The organism is Sedimentisphaera cyanobacteriorum (genome assembly GCF_001997385.1).
Taxonomy (GTDB): Bacteria; Planctomycetota; Phycisphaerae; order Sedimentisphaerales; family Sedimentisphaeraceae; genus Sedimentisphaera; species Sedimentisphaera cyanobacteriorum.
In genome coordinates this window covers 976,171-993,614 of the sequence record NZ_CP019633.1, presented here as the reverse complement: position 1 = coordinate 993,614, position 17,444 = coordinate 976,171, and the positions used below count along the sequence as shown (strand labels likewise).

Here is a 17,444-nt window from a genome sequence, read left to right as displayed (position 1 = left end):
TTGAGCAAAAAACTGCCAATTGAACAAAAGCAAAAAAAATGCAAACTGGGGTAATTCAAATCCTACAAGAAAAGGGCGTTTTAATACAATAAACAAGCCCTCAACGATAAATTTATGGACTTATGGGATGGCTGTGAATTTTTTCTTAAAAAATCATTTTAAATTTTGAAAAATATTTTGGAAAGCGGCTCGCAGCAATCAAAGATATTAGGTGATACAGATAAGACTTATGCAAATTTCCAGCAGGCAACTTTATGCCCGTTCGACAGCCTCGAATTTTTAAGCGACTGAACCTCGACAGCGCATCGCTGCTCAGCATATCGGCATCTCGGATGAAAAGGGCATCCGCTTGGAGGATTGATTGGGCTTGGCACCTCGCCTTCAAGCACTATTCTTTTCAATCCTGAAGAGGGCTCAGGACGGGGTATTGCGCTCATCAGAGCCTTTGTGTAGGGATGTATGGGATTTTTGTACAATTCATCAGCGCTTGATATTTCAACGATCCGCCCTAAATACATAACAGCAACTATATCGCTTATATGCTCAACCACAGCCAAATCGTGTGCGATAAACAGATAAGTAAGACCGAATTCATCCTGCAGGTCCATGAGCAGGTTGATTATCTGAGACTGAAGCGAAACATCCAGCGCGCTGACCGCCTCATCGCATACGATGAAGTTTGGATTCAGTGCAAGGGCTCTTGCAATGCCGATCCTCTGCCTTTGTCCGCCTGAAAATTCATGCGGATACCTGTTGATATAATCCGGCGAGAGTCCCGTGCGTGAGAGCAGTTCGGCTACTATTTCCTGACGCTTCTCTCCCTTGGCAATTTTGTGAATGCTGAGCGCCTCGCCCACAATCTTCCCAACAGTCATTCTGGGATTGAGAGACCCGTAAGGGTCCTGAAAGATGATCTGCATATCTCTTCGAAGTTTGGTTAGCTCTTTGCTGCCGGCCTCAAGAACGTTCTTATCTTTGTAAAAAACTTCCCCCGAAGTGCTTGGTACAAGGCGGAGCATAGTGCGTCCTATGGTGGTTTTTCCGCAGCCGCTCTCGCCAACCAGTCCGAGTGTTTTGCCCTGCGGGATCTCAAAGCTCACCCCGTCAACAGCCTTTACATAGCCGGTTATTTTTGAAAAAAGCCCCTTTCGAACAGGGAAATGAGTTTTCAGGTTTTCGACTTTTATCAATGTTTCACTCATCTTGCCACTTCCAGCATGAAACAAATCTCTCTTCTCCGGCTGGTTCAAGCTGGGGCTCATTTTCTATGCACTGCAGGTCTGAATGACCGAGCGGACATCTCGGGTGAAATTTGCACCCTGAAGGGAATTCCAGAGGATCTGGCACTGCCCCTTTTATTGTATCAAGCCTGCCCCTTTTCTCTCCGAGCTTTGGCAAAGACTGCATCAGCCCTTTGGTGTAAGGGTGTTTGGGCGAATCGAAAATATCCTTCGCGCCCGCCTTCTCAACCACCTTCGAAGCATACATAACTACAACCCTGTCGGCGTTTTCTGCAACCACGCCGAGGTCGTGAGTTATCAGAAGTATGCTCATATTAGTTTCGCTTTGAATTCTCTTGAGCAGTTCAAGGATCTGAGCCTGCACAGTTACATCAAGCGCTGTTGTCGGTTCGTCCGCAATGAGCAGAGAAGGGCGGCAGCTCAAGGCCATCGCAATCATTACCCTCTGCCTCATCCCGCCGGATAGCTGATGGGGATACTCATCCAAGCGGGCGAGCGGATCGGGAATTCCTACGAGCCCGAGCATCTCAGCTGCGCGCTTTTCCGCCTCTTCCAGCGGTATTTGTTCGTGAGCAAGTATTGTTTCGATTATCTGATCTCCGATTGTATAAACCGGATTGAGGCTAGTCATAGGCTCCTGAAATATCATCGCTATCTCACTGCCGCGAAGAGTCCTAAGCTGCTTGTCTTCAAGATTGAGAAGATTTTGCCCTTTATACAGGATCTCGCCCTGCTTGATTTTGGCAGGGGGGTTGGGCAGAAGCCCTAAAACCGAGAGCGAACTTACGCTTTTCCCGCAGCCGCTCTCACCAACCAGAGCTACTGTCTCACCTTCATTTATGTCCAGCGTAAGGCCTGAAACAGCCTTTACCTCGCCTTCATCGGTGTAAAAGCTTACATAGAGGTCATCTATTTTCAGAACCTGTTTGCTCATTCTCGCTCTTTTCTTCAGCTGGTGATTCTGGATTTGCTTCAGGAGGCTCCGTGGATCGCTGTTTCTGCCTTTCGATCTCTGCCTGCTTTTGAGCCTCTTTAACATAGTCGGGCTTGAGTTCTTTAAGTTTGTTCTTCCAGAAATCATTATCCCATTTCGGATCTGATTCGAGCACGTCAAAAGAGTGTATTTTATCTTCCTTGCTGAGTTCAGGGCTGGAAAGGCCGCATTTTATCTGGTAAAACTTCGCCCGAGACCAACGCCAAGGATCAAATTCTCCCTGTGAGGCAAGGCTCCTCGCTATTTTTCCCCAAATCGCAGCTGCTTCTACATATTCAGTTTTATTCATAAGCTGACGAGCAAGTACACGGTTGTAGCTGAGGCCGTTGGTAACCTGCTCGGAGTATTCTTCCATACTCAGATCGCCTCTGCTGCTTGAGATTGCTATCGCTTCCTGATATGCAAGCTGCACCTGATCCGGCATATTATCGCCATATTTTCGTCTTATAAACCTTGCTATCTCAGAGATATGTATTTCTGCTGTATCTCTTGATTCTGCCTTTTCAAAATATGTCTCTGCTTCAGTCATATACTTTTGAAGCACATAGTTGAGACATTCTTTGGTGGGGGTTATATCGTAAGAGAGCTGGTCATAGAGAAGCTCTGCAGCCTCGTTTAATTTACCTGTTTCCGCCAGGGAACGCGAGTACAAATCTATCACATCAGCATAGAAATAGGGGTCATCATCTCTTTCGAGCATTTCGTAGATTTCTCGGATTTCCTCGAGAACAGTTTCTCCGTTTTCGAATTTGTAAACGAGGATTTCAAATCGTGCCTGAGTTTTGTATTTGCCGCCTGATTCGAGCGTCTTTTTGAATGTGGCCAATGATTCTTCTGGCCTTTTGTCTTTGAGCTGAACCGCATAGAGGAAAGATATTTCTTCATCTGCATCCTCACCAGCAAGCTCTTTGTACTTATCGAATATTTCAATCACTCTTTCCTGCTCTGCTTCAGTGCCCGATTTAAGCGTTTCGTATCCGGCAGCAGCAGCGGTAGTGTAGATATTCAAATCCGTTATTGCAGGATACATCTTCTTGAAATTGTCTTTCAGCTTAATTGCTTTGGTGGCATAGTCGAATGCCTTTTCATCGTTTTGGCCTATCAGCTTCGCTGCCGCTGCGTAATTGATTACCTTGCTCTGATAAGAAACGTCCGCAGCTGAGGCGATAATAAAGGAATCAAAATTTTTGGATTTATTTATAAGAGCTGAATATATAATCAGCTCCCTCTCTACAGGACTCATGGAGTTTACCTGCTCAAGCAGTTCACCGTTTGCAAGCATTTCTTTTGCCTTCTTGAAGGCGATTTTAGAAATTCTTTCGGTTAGTCCGTGCCATTTCTTCAAAAGCTTGAGCAGAAGGCTTCCCTCGCCCACCTCCAGTTCAAGAAAGGCAAACTGTATCGAAAGGTCGGGATAGTCAAAGATGCCCTTGTCCCTGTATCTGCTGATTATCCGCTGAAGCTCATCATTACCGAACGGACGCAGGATTCGCAGCCTGTAAATTTCTGTCTCGAAATGCTCCAGTGAATTTCTTTCGGTGTTTACAAACGACTGCTCTAAATCGTTGAATATTCTGTTTTCGAAAGCCTCGTTTTCCCCTGCCTTGAGGTATCTCGCCTTTACCTTCAGAAGGTAGAGCTTTGAAAGAGGCACGCTGTCTTCGATTTGGTTTACCTCTTCGATAACCTTATCCGCTGCTGCCTGCCGAGCATTTCCTTTAAGGCTTAAGGCTTGCAGGTATTTGGCATCCTGAAGCATATATCTTATTTGATTGGTGAGGTTTTCGCTTCTCCGCCAGAGCCGGTTCTTGCCGTATTTCAAGTCCCAAGTTCGGTGATGGTATTCTTCGATTCTCTCCTGAACGGCTTTGTGATTTTCCTGCACTTCTTTCAGGCGGGTTAAGGCTTCGGAGGTTAAGCTGTAAAGCTTCTTGCGCGACTCAGGATTGGTAATCTGTTCTCTGTAGTAGTATTCAATCAGATGGGGAAAACAGGCCTCCTGGAGGCTGTTGTAGATTTTCATCGCAGCCTTTTCATTGCTGATTATATCGTTCTTTTCAGGCAGGTCCTGAGAAAATCCCGAAAACCACAGAAGCAGGCTTATAAGGAGGGTGGTTTTATTCATTTTAATCCATCAAGAAGGTTATATTCTCAATTCCGAGTCCATACATAATATTGTAAAACTTTGCCAGATGATCCCATTTGAGGTCTTCAGAGCAGGAAAGCTCCAGGGGATCCTCAACGCTTCTGTTTTGGTTTGTATAATAATCAAAGAAGTTTGCTGCTATTTGATCCATAGCCTCCGGGGAAGCGGTTTCTGTTACCACTTCATTCTCCCCGTAGCGGATTATCATTCCTTCCTGCTCGGTATCAAGCTCTACGATTAGCGGATCGATAAGCACAGTACTTGCAGCGCCGGCAAGGTTAGTGGTGGGCAGACCCATAGGAAGTTCGCCCTCAGTAGGACGGAAACGTGTTGTGGCTACGAAGAATACAAGCAGAAGGAATACGATATCTGTAAGAGCGGTAATTTGGAACTTCAAACCTGAGGAAGAGGTTTTGATGCGGTTTACGATATTTGAACGTATTGAAAAATATTTTCGTTTTTGTTGGAATGCCATATCTCTGAATCGCCTTATTTCTTAAATTCGCCTACATCAGGAAGATCTTTAATAGAATCCAATCCGAACAGTTCGAGGAATTTTTTTGTAGTACCGTAGAGAACAGGCCTGCCCAGAATCTCTGCTCTGCCGGCCATTTTCACAAGCCCTTTGTTCATCAGGCCTCTGATAATTTCGCCTGAAGACACGCCCCTTATAGACTCAATATCCGCCCTGATAACAGGCTGTTTATAGGCTATCACAGAGAGCGTTTCAAGGGCGGCCTGAGATAGCTTGCTTTCCTTTTTCTCGCTGATCAGCTTCTTGAGCCATGCATTATAAACGCTGTGAGTAAGCATTTGATACCCGCCGGCAATTTTCTCAATTTTGAAGGCGGAATTACGCTCCTGATATGAGCTGTTGAGCTTTTTAATGGCTTCGTCTATCTCCTTGGCCGAATTAACCTCTGCAATATTAGCTAACTTAGCACCTGTTATAGGTTCATCACAGGCGAACAGAGCAGCCTCAACTACAGATTCCAGCGTAGTTTCGATAAAACCGTTTTCACCCTCGCTGACGGAATTTTCCGTCTCATTTTGGGTGTCTTCGATTTTCTCTATCCCGCAGTCTTCCTCGAGCTGCGCTGACTGTTTATTTTCGAATGAACTGTTATTCACTAAGCTAATCCGTTCGGTATTAAATACAAATCTGCCTTCGATAGGAAATTTTATTAGTTTTCCGCTTTAATTCAAGGGCTAACACCCAAGGCAGTTAATATTAGCCCCGATTTCTCACTTAGGGGGTAAAAAGTGCGTTTTTACCCCCGTCAGAGGGGTTGGTCTGTCGCCAAAGATGTGTTATTTTTTCAGTTTCCCGCTGTATATTTTCGGAGTTTTTTGCGGCGGCAGTTCTATCTTCAATTTCTGCAGCAGCAGCTTGTGTTCGTCTTCCGGTTCGGTATATCTCTGCATAAGCAGAGTTCTGCTGTCTTGCGTTTCAAATGAAACATCCAGCATCTGGATCCGAGACATTGCTGCTAATGCCGCCTGAGCAGTCATCCCGCAGGCGCTTGCCCTGAGCTTATGCCTCAGTGTTACTTGCAAACAATAGCTCATAAACGCTACAAACACGTGAGCCTCAACCCTGTCTTGCTTATGGTGATAGACAGGACGAATTCCCAGATCGCTCTTGAGCTCCCTGAATGCCTGCTCAACGTTGCACTGAAGCATATATTCCTTCCACAGGGCTGCACCATCCTTGCCAGACTGGTTTGTACGCAAAAAGTATGTGCCGTCGCGGTATATCATTTCTTTATATTTGCTCGCTTCAAACTTATAATCAAACTCGCCCTTCTCAATCCTTTCCTTATTTCGGGGAATCGTAAGAGTTACACACTTACGGCAGCTGCCCGCCTGATGTTTGAGTTTGCCGAGCCTTTGCATAAAAACATCTCGGCTGCGGCATTTCTTTAACTTCTCCAGTCCTTCTAAGTAATTACGGAGCTTTCTTTTACGCATAGCCCGTTCTTTAGCCATTCTCTCTTTGCTTCGAGCAAGAATATAGCATTCGTCATCTTTGGCTATATGCTTTATGCGAACGCTTCCATTTACATCAAACCAGCTTTTCACAGAAAGCTCTTCTTGGAATTCATCCAGCAGCTTACGGGGCGTTCCGACAAGATAATCAATCCCGTTATCACGCATATACTCCAGCACAGCTTCTGTTGGAATACCTCTGTCCATCAGCCATAACCTGCCTGCCTTGCCGTATTTCGACTCTATCTTGTTTAACAAGGGTTTAAGCGTTGTTCTCTCTGAGGTGTTGCCGGCGAGTATCTCATAATTGATCGGAAATCCCTCAGGGGTAACTACCAAAGCGATAAGAATCTGCCTGCAATCGCCTCTGCGGTCTTTGCTGTGGCCGAATTTTGCCTTGGGATTGCTTTTGCATAATCCCTCAAAATAAGTACTGGTTATATCGTAAAGCAGAATGTCATATTCCAGATTGAACATCATCTGCCATGTGTCTTTCAAATAAGAACAAAGCTCTTCTTTATACGGCAATATCCTGTCCAGACAACGGTAAAGCCGGTTTTTTTCGGCAACATCAAATTCACAGCCCAGCAATACATCCATTGCGGTCTGAGTGAACCAGTGCCGGTGGACATAAAACTCCGCTCCGGGCTTGATAAGACGGTTTACTGTCAGCAATTTTACAACTTTGGAATAGTCAACCGGCGATTTGGCAGTGTCTATCCTCTCCGACCAGAAGGTGTCTAATCCCAGCATATCCCATATCTCGCAGCCGAGCCAGCAGTCCCCGAATGTTCTGGGGTTGTTAAGCTTCATCTTTGAGAGCTTTACCGGAATCGTATCTATGTCGTGATGAGTGTGATTGTCCTGATCAAAAGCGAATAATGACTTGCGGACAGGCTTGTTGTCCTCGTTGATTATCTCAATGGATCTCTGCCAAGACTTCTTCTGAGAATCAGAGATTTCACCAAGATACAGCACCATCTTCTCAACATAACGCCCGCGAGAAACCTTACGCTTCTCCGCTATGCTGTAATAGGAATTGATCTTACCATTCTTCTTTCGCTTGTGCTTCTTCAAGTACATAACAATATTATTGCTGATGAAAAATCACTTGCAATAGGGCAGGTCTGTACCAGAGACTAAAGAGACTTTAAAACGCCGATTACAACGCAGAATCAAAGAAAAAATTTTGATTTTTCACGATTTTGAACGCTAAGTGAGAAATCGGGGTTAGGATTATCTTGAGAGTAAAAGCTGTTCGATTATAGGCTTCACTAACAAAAAAGGGCGATTGAAACTTTGTTTTCGGGTTATTCAGGAGTGCCGGAGGGTTTTTCGATCTTTGCAGATTTAGGAAGAGCAGTTCCGAAAACGGGCATGTCATCTTCAGTCCATTCGATTCTCTGAAGTCTTGGAGATCTGGTATTCCCGCAGCCGTCATCAGGATTGTCGTTTGCGTGGTAGATTATCCAGTCTTCCGTCCCGTCCGGACTTTTGATAAAGCCGTTATGACCTGTGGCGTAAACTTTGCTTTCGGGGCTCTGCTGGAATACCGGTTCTTTCGACTTTTCCCAGCTCTTAGGATTCATTGGATCGCTCGTGATATCTGCTGAGAGCATACCTAAGGCATAATTTGGAGTCCAGCAGCCGCTGCAAGAGTAAACTATGTGCATTTTTTTGCCGCAGCTGATAAATTGAGGCCCCTCATTTACGTATATCGGGGCATCAGGGCTCCAGCCCTTATCATAATCCCAGTTTCTCTCCCACTCGTATTCGGGCTCGCTGAGCTGAACTCGATTAGAGCTCACTGTCCAAGGGTTCGACATTTCTGCTATGTATATGCGCTGGGTTTCAACGTGTGCTTTGTCCTCTTTCCAGCCAGACCAGATAAAGTAAAGCTCGCCTTTGTGCTCAAAGATTGAGCCGTCGATAGCCCAGTTGTCCCCGGGCAATGTCTTAATCCTTGCCTTGAGCTTAAATTTGCCCTTGAAAGGGTCTGGATTCTTGTTTTCCAGCACAAACATCCTGTGGTTATGGTGGTTTCCGTCGTCTGCGGCGTAGTAAACATACCACGCTCCCCTTATAAAATGCAGCTCCGGAGCCCAGAGGTTCTTTGAATGCGGCGTGTCTTCCGGTGCATCCCAGATTACCTTCCTCTCAGCGCTGGAAAGCTCGGTTATATCCGCTGTTTTCATAAGGAGAAGCGATTTATTTTGAGATTTTATGTAGTAATAGTATCCGTCTTTGAAAAATGCCCAAGGGTCCGGCCCCGATTCCAGCAGGGGGTTGGTGAAAGTTTGCTTAGAGTCTGCCTTTTCCGCAGTGCAGCCTGCTGCAAACAGACTTGTTATAATCAGTGAGAAAATAATATTTTTGGATCTCATACTAATCCCTTCTTTTAATTGTTAATTACATGTTCCCATTCTGCCGCATTCAAGCCATTCGCTGGCCATGATAAAAAAATCGGAAGTGCCAACAAAGCAATCACCATCTAAATCGTATTCAGGCGGGAAAACGCATGGATTTTTCTGATGATTATATATGTTTCGTATTTCCTGTTGATTGAGAGCTCTCTTGTATATCACGCATTCATCGAATCTCCCTGTAAAACTTGTTTCCCAATCATTACTATCTTTGCCCAAAACTATCTTATGATCAGTTTCTGAAGGCGGAGTCAGCAGAGCAGGACCGGAAACTAATTCGCCGTTCAGGTACAGTTTTGCGTTCTGTCCGTCAAAAGTTCCGGCCACATACTGCCATTCTCCCGGCTGCATAGTTCCGGCCAGAGGCAGGCTCCAGTCGCCATTGACTGTAAACTTCCATTTCATTGATGAGAGGTCCTGAAAGAGTCCAAATCCTGAATTTATATTATTAGTTACAAGAAAGCGGTTCCAGCTGCCTGTGAAATTTGCATCAATTTTTATCCACCCTGCCACTGTAAATACTGTTCCGAGGTTAATTAGAGGAGATACTATCCTGTCTTTCGGATTATCGAACTCAACGCAGCCGTCATTGCCTTCCTGAACAAAACTAATGCTGCCGGCTTCTGCTGGATGGAGGACGCCGTGATTGCTGTTTCCGCTTGAATCCTTCGCATCATCGTCAAATTTCCACTGAATTATAGAACTTAAACTGTTAGGGTCTTCGGATAAATCCTGTAAATCCGTAATACCGGTAAGTCTTCCCATTGTGCAGAATCCCAGCCAGGCATTGTTTGTATTGCCGCGGTATCCACCCATTGCAGTTCCGGCAAGTCCTTCCGGGGCTGCTCCCTCATGAAATGTCTTGTTGAAAGCGATAGAAGACTCATAATCCACTAACTGCATACTGTTGTTTATAAGCAGTTCGGATTGGATTTTGTATTTTTCATCGTTCGTAAGCTTGTATAGTTGGTAATAATCCCCTGCATGCTCTGCGGCATAAAAATCGCAGTATGAATGTCCTAATGCGACAAGCCCCTGTCCGCTGGTGTAATATTCCATCTCATAGAAAAGGTTAAGTTTAGAATAGTTATTTTCAGGTATTTCAATGTTCCATGTATATGTCCATGTTATGCCGAATTTTGCTGCTTGTTCCGCCGCTTCTAACCATTTTGAATTATCAGTAACATTATAAAGAGATGTAAATGCCCGCATAGTAATCAGCACACTCTCTTTATCTGTTACGTTTCCGTTGTCAATAGCACCGCCTGTGTAAGAACAATGTAAATGACTGTTATTGAATGCAAAATTTCCTGCTCTTAAGGCAGTGTCAAGATAAACCTGATTTCGAGTTTCGTTATAGAGCCTGATTAAAAATGGTATTACAAAGCAGCTCCGAGATTTATTTGCTGTTTTATTTGACCCGTCCACAACATCATATTTGTTGTACCAGCTACCGTCAGAGTTTTGATTCTCGTGAAGCCAGTCTCCAAAATCTTTGCAGTATTCAATCCAGTTAGAATGTTCAGCACCTCGATTCTTTTCAAACGAATAGCTTTTCATTATCACAAAAAAACCGTCGCCGTAATGCCTTAAATCACCTTCTTGGCTCCAGTGGCTGCCCCAGCCGCCTGCATACCATTTGTAAGGCAGTTCATTGTAATCAGGCCAGCTTCGGTTGGCCCAGAAATCAATCATATCTACGCCATAAGTTTTATGGGTTTCGCTGCTGTGCTCATGTCCGTATCTGATTAAATGATAAGCACCTTCTATTTGAGCTCCTATCCAGCCCATCTGGTAGCTTGGATTTTTGAGTTCGCCTGAAATTATATCTATATCGCCCCAAGGTATGCCTCTGATATTTTCCGGTCCTCTCGGCTCGCATAAATCATAGATAAGGCTAATATTTGCTTCGTATGCCTTTTTCATATCAACAGACAGGATATTATTTGAGGGGTTATAGACTTCCCAGAAGTAATCAATTGTATTTTCTGCTGCTCTATTAAAATCAGGCGAGCTTCCAGCCTTTAAGATTAAATTATAATTGTGTGTAATTCCCTGTTTTAACGGATGGCTTCTTAGTGTCCTTTTTCCGCCGCCTCCAACATAAGTTCGGTCTTGCTCTGTTCCGGGGAAAACAAAACCTATCAGCGGTTTTGGTTCTTTTCTTATTCCCAATGCCCCGTACTGCAATTTCTCATCGATTATCCTTGGGCGAAAGTCGTCCCCTGAAAAGCTTGAGGAAGGCTCAGCGTCTTCCTGAGCTAATGTCAGGCGGTATTCGTCTCCAATGTGCTGCATCATTATAAAAGGTCCGAGGGGGCAGTGAGTAGTAAAAAAGAAGAAATCATCGTCGGTTTGCAGCTTTGGATATGAGGCTATAGCTCCATCAGGAGCTTGTTTGTTCTGCTTGTACAATATTCCGGGAGAAAGATAGTTGAAATCTAAGATTGAATGTTGAAGTGCAGTTTTTAATCCAAATCTTGTGGAAAATCCTTTATCATCCCCTTTGATTGCTAATACATCGACATTTCGTTCCAAATAAAAGCAGTTGTCTTTATTTCTGCTTTCAAAAATATCGGTAAAAATTAGTCTTGATCCATTAGGGCTGTCTGCAATTCCTTTACATCTTACTTTACTATCTGAATCGCTTTGAATTTCGTAATATTTGTTTTTTGTCCAAGTGGAATCTCCTCGGCCATCTATCCATTCTGCCTCAGCAGGGCGGCTGCGCTGGAATCTGGTTTCACCGTTTATTTTAAGCGAGATCCCATTTTCTTTAGTTATCTCAAGTGCTGCATTTCCGGATGTCAATTCAGCAGAGTATGACAAAGACAATAGGCTGAGTACGCAAATAATTATTGAAAAGTAAATTGCCGAATATTTTTTTATCATTCTCGTGTGCCTCTCCCCTGTCTTTGAACAGTAATAATTAGACAAATTCCTTCAAACAGCAGTTTTTTCCTTTTGCCCCTTCAGAATTATTTTGAGGGGTGAAAGGCAAAAAACTGCGGACATACTCTACAGGAGCTTTCCCTCCCAGTGATTCGTGCCCACGCTCATAATTATATTCTATAAGCCAATCTAAAGTTAAATTACGAGCTTCTGATAAATTCTTAAAACTGTACATATCAAGTATATCCTCTCGATAACTCCGATTGAATCGTTCAATAAAACTGTTTTGCTGAGGCTTGCCTGCTTCTATACGGCGGTGCCTGATTCTGTTTCGGCAGCAGAACCTGCGAAATTGAAGGCTCCTAAATTCCGGCCCATTATCGCTGCGAATAAAGCGGGGGAAACCCCGATCAGAGCCTATTAATTCAAGGCTACGAATTATGCGAAGCGAAGGTAAGCTCGTGTCGATCTCAATATCCAATGCCTCACGGTTAAACTCATCGATAACGTTGAAAGCCCTGAATGGCCGACCATTACTCAAACTATCGCTCATAAAATCAATACTCCATATCTCATTAGCTCTCGTGGCTTCTGGCATAGGTTTACGCTCTATTTGCCTTATCAAATTCTTTTTACGGTTGTTAAGCTGAAATTCATTTTCCTTATAAACACGATAAACCTTTTTGTGATTCCAGCTATATCCCTTGCGGCGGATACTGTCGAATATCTTTGGAAATCCGCGTCGAGGACGGGAATCTATTACCAGCTCTATCTGTCTTTTTACCTCAGCATCATCGTTTCTTGAAGGAGTATAGTAAAAACTGCCCCGGCTGATGCCTGCTGCTTTACAAGATGATTGCACGCATAAGCCCTTAGAATGTGCCTGCCTGGCAAAATCCTTTCGCTCGGCAGGCTTTAGAAGTTTTTTTCTATTAAATCCTTGAGAACGTTATTCTCTAATGATAAGTCCGCATACATCTTTTTGAGCTTGCCGTTCTCTCGCTCTAACTCGCGTAAACGCCTTATCTCACTGCCGCCAATACCAGAATACTTGCTCTTCCAGTTGTAAAATGTGGCACGGGATATGCCGTATTTCCTGGTCAAATCACTGACCTCTAAACCGGCTTCTGACTCCTTGAGAATCGAAAGTATCTGGCTTTCACTAAACCTCGATCTTCGCATTTTAAGTTCCTTTCTAAATATTTGAGTTGGTTTATATTATTCAGGAACCGTCTAATTTAAAGTGTTCAATTCTATGGGAGAGCTACACTCGGATTCCAATTATTAGTTTTATATGGCTAAAAGGAGACTGCGCATTTTAGGCAGCCTCCTTTGTTTATGCCTGTATTTAAGTTTTAATTGCAGGGGCCGAGTCTGCCGCAGTAAAGCCATTCAGAGGCTAAAAGCGCAAAATCGTTAAGAGTTATCTGGCAATCACCATCCAAATCCGTTTCAGGAGGATTCATACAAGGATTCACATCGACTAAATCTGCTCCGGCATTGTAATGAGCCTGTATCCAAGGGGCATCATACGGCCAGTCGTAAATCCTGATTTCGTTAAATGAAGCATTAATTAGCCCATTGCTCCACCAATTATGCCCAATCAAATTATCTACATCATTAATCTCAGAAAGATTGATTGGCAAGTTCTGAGGGCCGGCAACCAGATTGCCATTTATATAAAGTCTTCCTTCACCGGTGTTGCCGTCCCATACCATTGCAAGCATAAATTCCGAGCCCTCGATTGCCTGAGCAGGGTCAGACCATCTTGAGTTTCCGTTCGGCATATCAATGCCTACTGAAGGGCCGCTTTCAGGGGTCTGGAGAAGCCCAGAGATGCCCTGGCCGCCGCTGTCGTTAAGTATATTGTCATCGTTATCTTCACCGAATGCAAAAAGAGGGGCAAGCCAGTTAGACGGTTCAACTACTCTGTGCGGAGTAACCCACATTTCAATGGTCATAAAATTATCGGCAGAGGATATTATGCCGTCCGGCAGTGTTACATAAGCAATATTGTTAGGATCATCAACAGGCCTTACCTGAGGATTATCAAGAAGAAGCTGACTGCTGCCATCTACAAAGGAAGCTGTTGAAGAGGATGGGTCGTAAAGCTCTCCGTCTGCTGAGCCTGCTGAATCAGTCAAATCGCCGGAAAAGCTCCAGCGGTGCATAAGACCATCGCTAATTTTAAGTGAAGCCGGCTTGGTTTCTATAATTGAAGGGTAACCCGAGTCGAGGGTAACTTCAGCCAAGTACATATAAGCTTCATCATTTGTGTCTGGATTGTAGATGGTTAGAGCAGAACCGGACTGAGTGAGGGAAATGTCGTATTTTGTCCCATCGCTTGTTATCGGCGTATTAGGATCGCCTGCTGCAATCTTTTTGTACCATTCAACGTTTGTTACTGTTGAAGTTTCTGCCTTGTCTATTGTGATTTCGAAATCAACTGAATTATTAACAGCAGGAAGCGCTGCCTTATCTCTGGGATCTGAAACCTGCTGAAGGTATTCGGCATTGTAGAGATCTGATATTTCCGAGGCGCTGAGTGCATTGTTATATATCTTTACTTCGTCAAAGAGTCCTGTAAATCCTGACTCCCAGCTGTTCTGGTCTCTTCCCATTGCTATAATCTGCTCAGATTCAGAGGGAGCGGGCATAGAAATCGGCCCTGCGACAAGTTCGCCATTAACGTAAAGCCTGGCATCAGTCCCGTCGTAGGTTCCTGCAATATGCTGCCATCGTCCCGGGGTGAGCTGTCCGGCTTTAGGCATTGCCCAGTTGCCGTTTACGGTAAATTTTAAGCTGCCTGAGCTGCCGTCCTGCATAATGCAGAATCCCGTTCCTGCATCGCTGGTTGTTAGAAAACGATTCCACGCCCCGCCGAAATCTTGGGGGAGCTTCATCCAGCCGGCAGCGGTAAATGCTGAACCGATGTCAACATAACTTGATGTTAGAACTCTGTCTTTATTGTTCGTTAATTCGATGCAGCCGCCGCGTCCCTCATTAGAAAAGCTTACGCTGTCAGCACCTCCTTCGTATATGTCTCCATCGAATCCATTTCCGCTTGAATCAAGTGCGTTTCCATCAAATTTCCATTCTATCAGTTTTGCCGCTTCGGAAGTGGATGCTGCTGCAAAAACAGCCGAGATGATAAGCAGCACAGCTAAATTGAAACTTAATCTTTTTTGTTTCATGATAAAAAACCTTTCAGTAAATAATAATCTATGAGTCATTAAATATAATTTACAAAACAAAATTAGCTTGTATTTTACTTGTTCACCTCCTTTCAAGAAAAATATCTTCAGTAATAAATCCAAGCAACTTACTAAACCCCTTTATCGCTGCTTAGTATAAGAGAAGGCTCAGCGAGTACTGCCCATAAAAGTCCTGCATTTTCTATTTGGTCATCAACCGGGGAGCTTACTATAACAGTCAGAAAACTGTCTTCTTTAGAAATCGGGATTTCGAAATTATCCGGCTCATCCATTGGCGTTTGCCTCGTTTTTTCATGTTTCAATACCCCATCAACTAAAACTTGAAAATTGCACCTTGGAAATCCTTCTTGGAATGAGGTTGAATTATTTCTATTATCTTTGAAATTCACGGGCTTAAATATACTGTCAGAGAGCCCGAAAGAGCTTGAGAAACGGATTATATTTTGCTTTTCGTAGGCTTTCCTGATTTTTTCAAGGTCAAAAGTGATTCCTTGATTTGGGTGAATGAATATTGCTTTATTCTGCGGATAATCTAAACTTTTTCCTTTTAAGGTAAGGGTATGCTGCTTAACATTTGCCAGTTCAGGATGTACTGCCCCATTTATTATTCCGATCCAGTACTTGCCTATAGTGTCGGTAAATTTATCAAAGCGATGTCTCTGTGAAGAAACAATTCCTGCTTTTTCGGTTTTGTCTGGTACAAAAACCCCATCAATAAAATCTAAGCCTCTAACTTCTCTATAAGAAGAGTCATTCTCATAAATAGAGCTGAACTTAATCATATTACTCGCATAAACACCGCTTTTTGTGTTTATGCCTGAAAGATATTTCCCTGTCCCCAGACCGTTTCCGCCGCCTACAATATCGGCTAAATCGAGCTGCTTTTCCCCGCGCCATACAACCCTGTTTTCTTTGTTGATATACCGTGCGAAGAAATCTTCCTTCAAGGCAATTTTGCTCACAGAGGAGCTGTTGTTCGAAACCCTGCAAGCGGTGTTTTCTGTAACTTCCATTACAGTATTGTTTATCCAGCTGTTGTCGCTGAGCAGTTTGGTTTTTCCTTTAATAACGTGCAGCTCAGTGTTGCCGTCTTTCCCGGCAATAACTCCAAATTCAGTTCCCAGATCCACGATTTTCGAATTCGGCGTTGTAACGGTGAACCCGAAACCTTCCTCTTCGACAATTGAATAAAGCTGACCGTATTCAAGCGTTACTTCAGAAGGGCCTCTAAACCTGAATTCCGCAGGACCTTCAATAATCACCTTAGTCTGGTTGTTCGTTTCAAATTCTGCTATTCCGCCTCTTAGGGTAATAGTTTCTCTCTGAGCATAAAGCCTGCTGCCTTCATTGAGATTTGCTCCGCTCCATTTGGCATCAATGGATTTGTTTAGAGTGGCTGTTTCTATAAGCTTAGGAGTGAAAAAGTTAGCATAAACAATAAGAAATATCAAAGCTGCAGAAGTTAGCGCAAATAGCGCAAAGGTGATTTTACTGAATGGGCGTCTTCGCGCTGCAGGAATTTCATTTTCAATTGTATCCTTGCCTGCTTTTTCATTTTTTCTCTTAGGGAAAGAAATTATATCGCAGCTGCATTCGTCTCTATTGAGTACTGAACCTGCCAGCAAAGGATCAACCTTATTATTGTTCTTCTCTATTTCTACGCTGCCGTAAGGAGAGAGCTCTACATAGAGCAGTAATGTTTCAATATAGAGCCGCCGGCAAGCCTGGTCATCTCTCATAGCTTTGTTCAGCTTATAAATATCCTCATTTGAAGCCTCTGCATCCAATGCTTTCATCAGAATATTTACAAAATCTTGTCTGCTGATTTTATCCATTTCGCTGCCACACAAGCAAAGTTTTCTTAATACAGGCCAGCAGATTGCAGTGAATCCTGGCCATTACTTTATATATACCGCTTTTAGACCTCTGAAGATTTTCTGCTATCTTTTTATAGCTAAGGCCCTCATCATAATGCATCCATATCATCTTTTGGTCTTCATCGCTGAGCTTCTTGAGGCATCCGTTGAGTGCGTTTCGCCTCTGCTCTTCAAATTCTGAGACATCGTTGAATTCCTGAATAATCTGTTCATACACATCGTTTGAGAGAAAAAGCTTATTCCTGCTTCGAGATTTTCTGTAATCAAGGATTTTGTAGTGTGCTATAGCTATTCCCCAAGCAGTAAAGTTTTTGTCCTCCTGATACTTATCGAACAGTTTCCACATCTCAGAAGCGGTCTGCTGGAGCAGGTCCTCTGCATCGCTGCGGTGGTGAACCATACTCAAAATATAGAAGAATATTTTCTTTTGAGATTTAGAATAAAGCTCTATGAAATTTGCTTTTGAAGACTGCATAGTCTTTTTAATTCCCTTTTAACTGTATCTTCCTGTAATGTTATAGACTTGAATTGAAAAATTGGATTGAAAAAATAAACAAAAATTGAATTTTTATGAAATTCTTTATGTTTTGTGAAAAATTAACCCGAAGCCTCTTGCCCGAACAGTTATATTTGAAACATAAATGAGCAATCAAAGTAATATAAAACG

General features: G+C 43.5%; 12 protein-coding genes. All 12 read right to left on the bottom strand.

What is annotated here, in order from left to right; translation table 11 throughout:
• Window positions 1-227 precede the first annotated feature (227 nt).
• The 12 genes from L21SP3_RS03825 to L21SP3_RS03765 all read right to left on the bottom strand — a co-directional run bounded on the left by L21SP3_RS03825 (window position 228) and on the right by L21SP3_RS03765 (window position 17,252).
• Complete coding sequence (locus L21SP3_RS03825) at window positions 228-1,202, bottom strand: ABC transporter ATP-binding protein (RefSeq protein WP_152024007.1); 975 nt, start codon at window positions 1,200-1,202, stop codon at window positions 228-230.
• Window positions 1,195-2,175, bottom strand: coding sequence for an ABC transporter ATP-binding protein (locus L21SP3_RS03820; protein ID WP_077539432.1), 981 nt, complete (start codon window positions 2,173-2,175; stop codon window positions 1,195-1,197). The genes L21SP3_RS03825 and L21SP3_RS03820 overlap by 8 nt, the downstream gene beginning before the upstream one ends.
• Window positions 2,147-4,360, bottom strand: a complete 2,214-nt coding sequence (locus tag L21SP3_RS03815; RefSeq protein ID WP_077539431.1) for a hypothetical protein — start codon at window positions 4,358-4,360, stop codon at window positions 2,147-2,149. Before L21SP3_RS03815 ends, L21SP3_RS03820 begins: the two co-directional genes overlap by 29 nt.
• A 1-nt stretch (window position 4,361) precedes the next feature.
• Window positions 4,362-4,856: an ExbD/TolR family protein gene (locus L21SP3_RS03810; protein WP_077539430.1), complete on the bottom strand. Its 495-nt coding sequence runs from the start codon at window positions 4,854-4,856 to the stop codon at window positions 4,362-4,364.
• A gap of 14 nt (window positions 4,857-4,870) precedes the next feature.
• Window positions 4,871-5,512, bottom strand: a complete 642-nt coding sequence (scpB, locus tag L21SP3_RS03805; protein WP_227806802.1) for an SMC-Scp complex subunit ScpB — start codon at window positions 5,510-5,512, stop codon at window positions 4,871-4,873.
• Window positions 5,513-5,692: 180 nt separating this feature from the next.
• Window positions 5,693-7,453, bottom strand: a complete 1,761-nt coding sequence (locus tag L21SP3_RS03800; protein WP_077539429.1) for an IS1634 family transposase — start codon at window positions 7,451-7,453, stop codon at window positions 5,693-5,695.
• Between the two features lie 227 nt (window positions 7,454-7,680).
• Window positions 7,681-8,754: a glycoside hydrolase family 43 protein gene (locus L21SP3_RS03795; protein WP_077539428.1), complete on the bottom strand. Its 1,074-nt coding sequence runs from the start codon at window positions 8,752-8,754 to the stop codon at window positions 7,681-7,683.
• Window positions 8,755-8,775: 21 nt separating this feature from the next.
• Window positions 8,776-11,622: a LamG domain-containing protein gene (locus L21SP3_RS03790; protein ID WP_161488083.1), complete on the bottom strand. Its 2,847-nt coding sequence runs from the start codon at window positions 11,620-11,622 to the stop codon at window positions 8,776-8,778.
• 100 nt (window positions 11,623-11,722) lie between these two features.
• Window positions 11,723-12,867 (bottom strand): IS3 family transposase gene (locus tag L21SP3_RS03785; RefSeq protein WP_390612107.1). Its coding sequence is split into 2 segments (ribosomal slippage): window positions 11,723-12,606 and window positions 12,606-12,867, totalling 1,146 coding nucleotides; the frame shifts between segments, so codons are not numbered across the junction.
• 173 nt (window positions 12,868-13,040) lie between these two features.
• Window positions 13,041-14,879 carry a LamG domain-containing protein gene (locus L21SP3_RS03775; RefSeq protein WP_161488082.1) on the bottom strand — a complete coding sequence of 613 codons (1,839 nt, stop codon included), beginning with the start codon at window positions 14,877-14,879 and terminating at the stop codon, window positions 13,041-13,043.
• 131 nt (window positions 14,880-15,010) lie between these two features.
• Window positions 15,011-16,735 (bottom strand): FecR domain-containing protein, encoded by a 1,725-nt coding sequence (locus L21SP3_RS03770; protein ID WP_077539423.1) that lies wholly within the window; start codon window positions 16,733-16,735, stop codon window positions 15,011-15,013.
• A complete protein-coding gene (locus tag L21SP3_RS03765) occupies window positions 16,728-17,252 on the bottom strand; it encodes a sigma-70 family RNA polymerase sigma factor (RefSeq protein WP_077539422.1) in 525 nt (174 codons plus the stop codon). The genes L21SP3_RS03770 and L21SP3_RS03765 overlap by 8 nt, the downstream gene beginning before the upstream one ends.
• Between the last annotated feature and the right edge of the window lie 192 nt (window positions 17,253-17,444).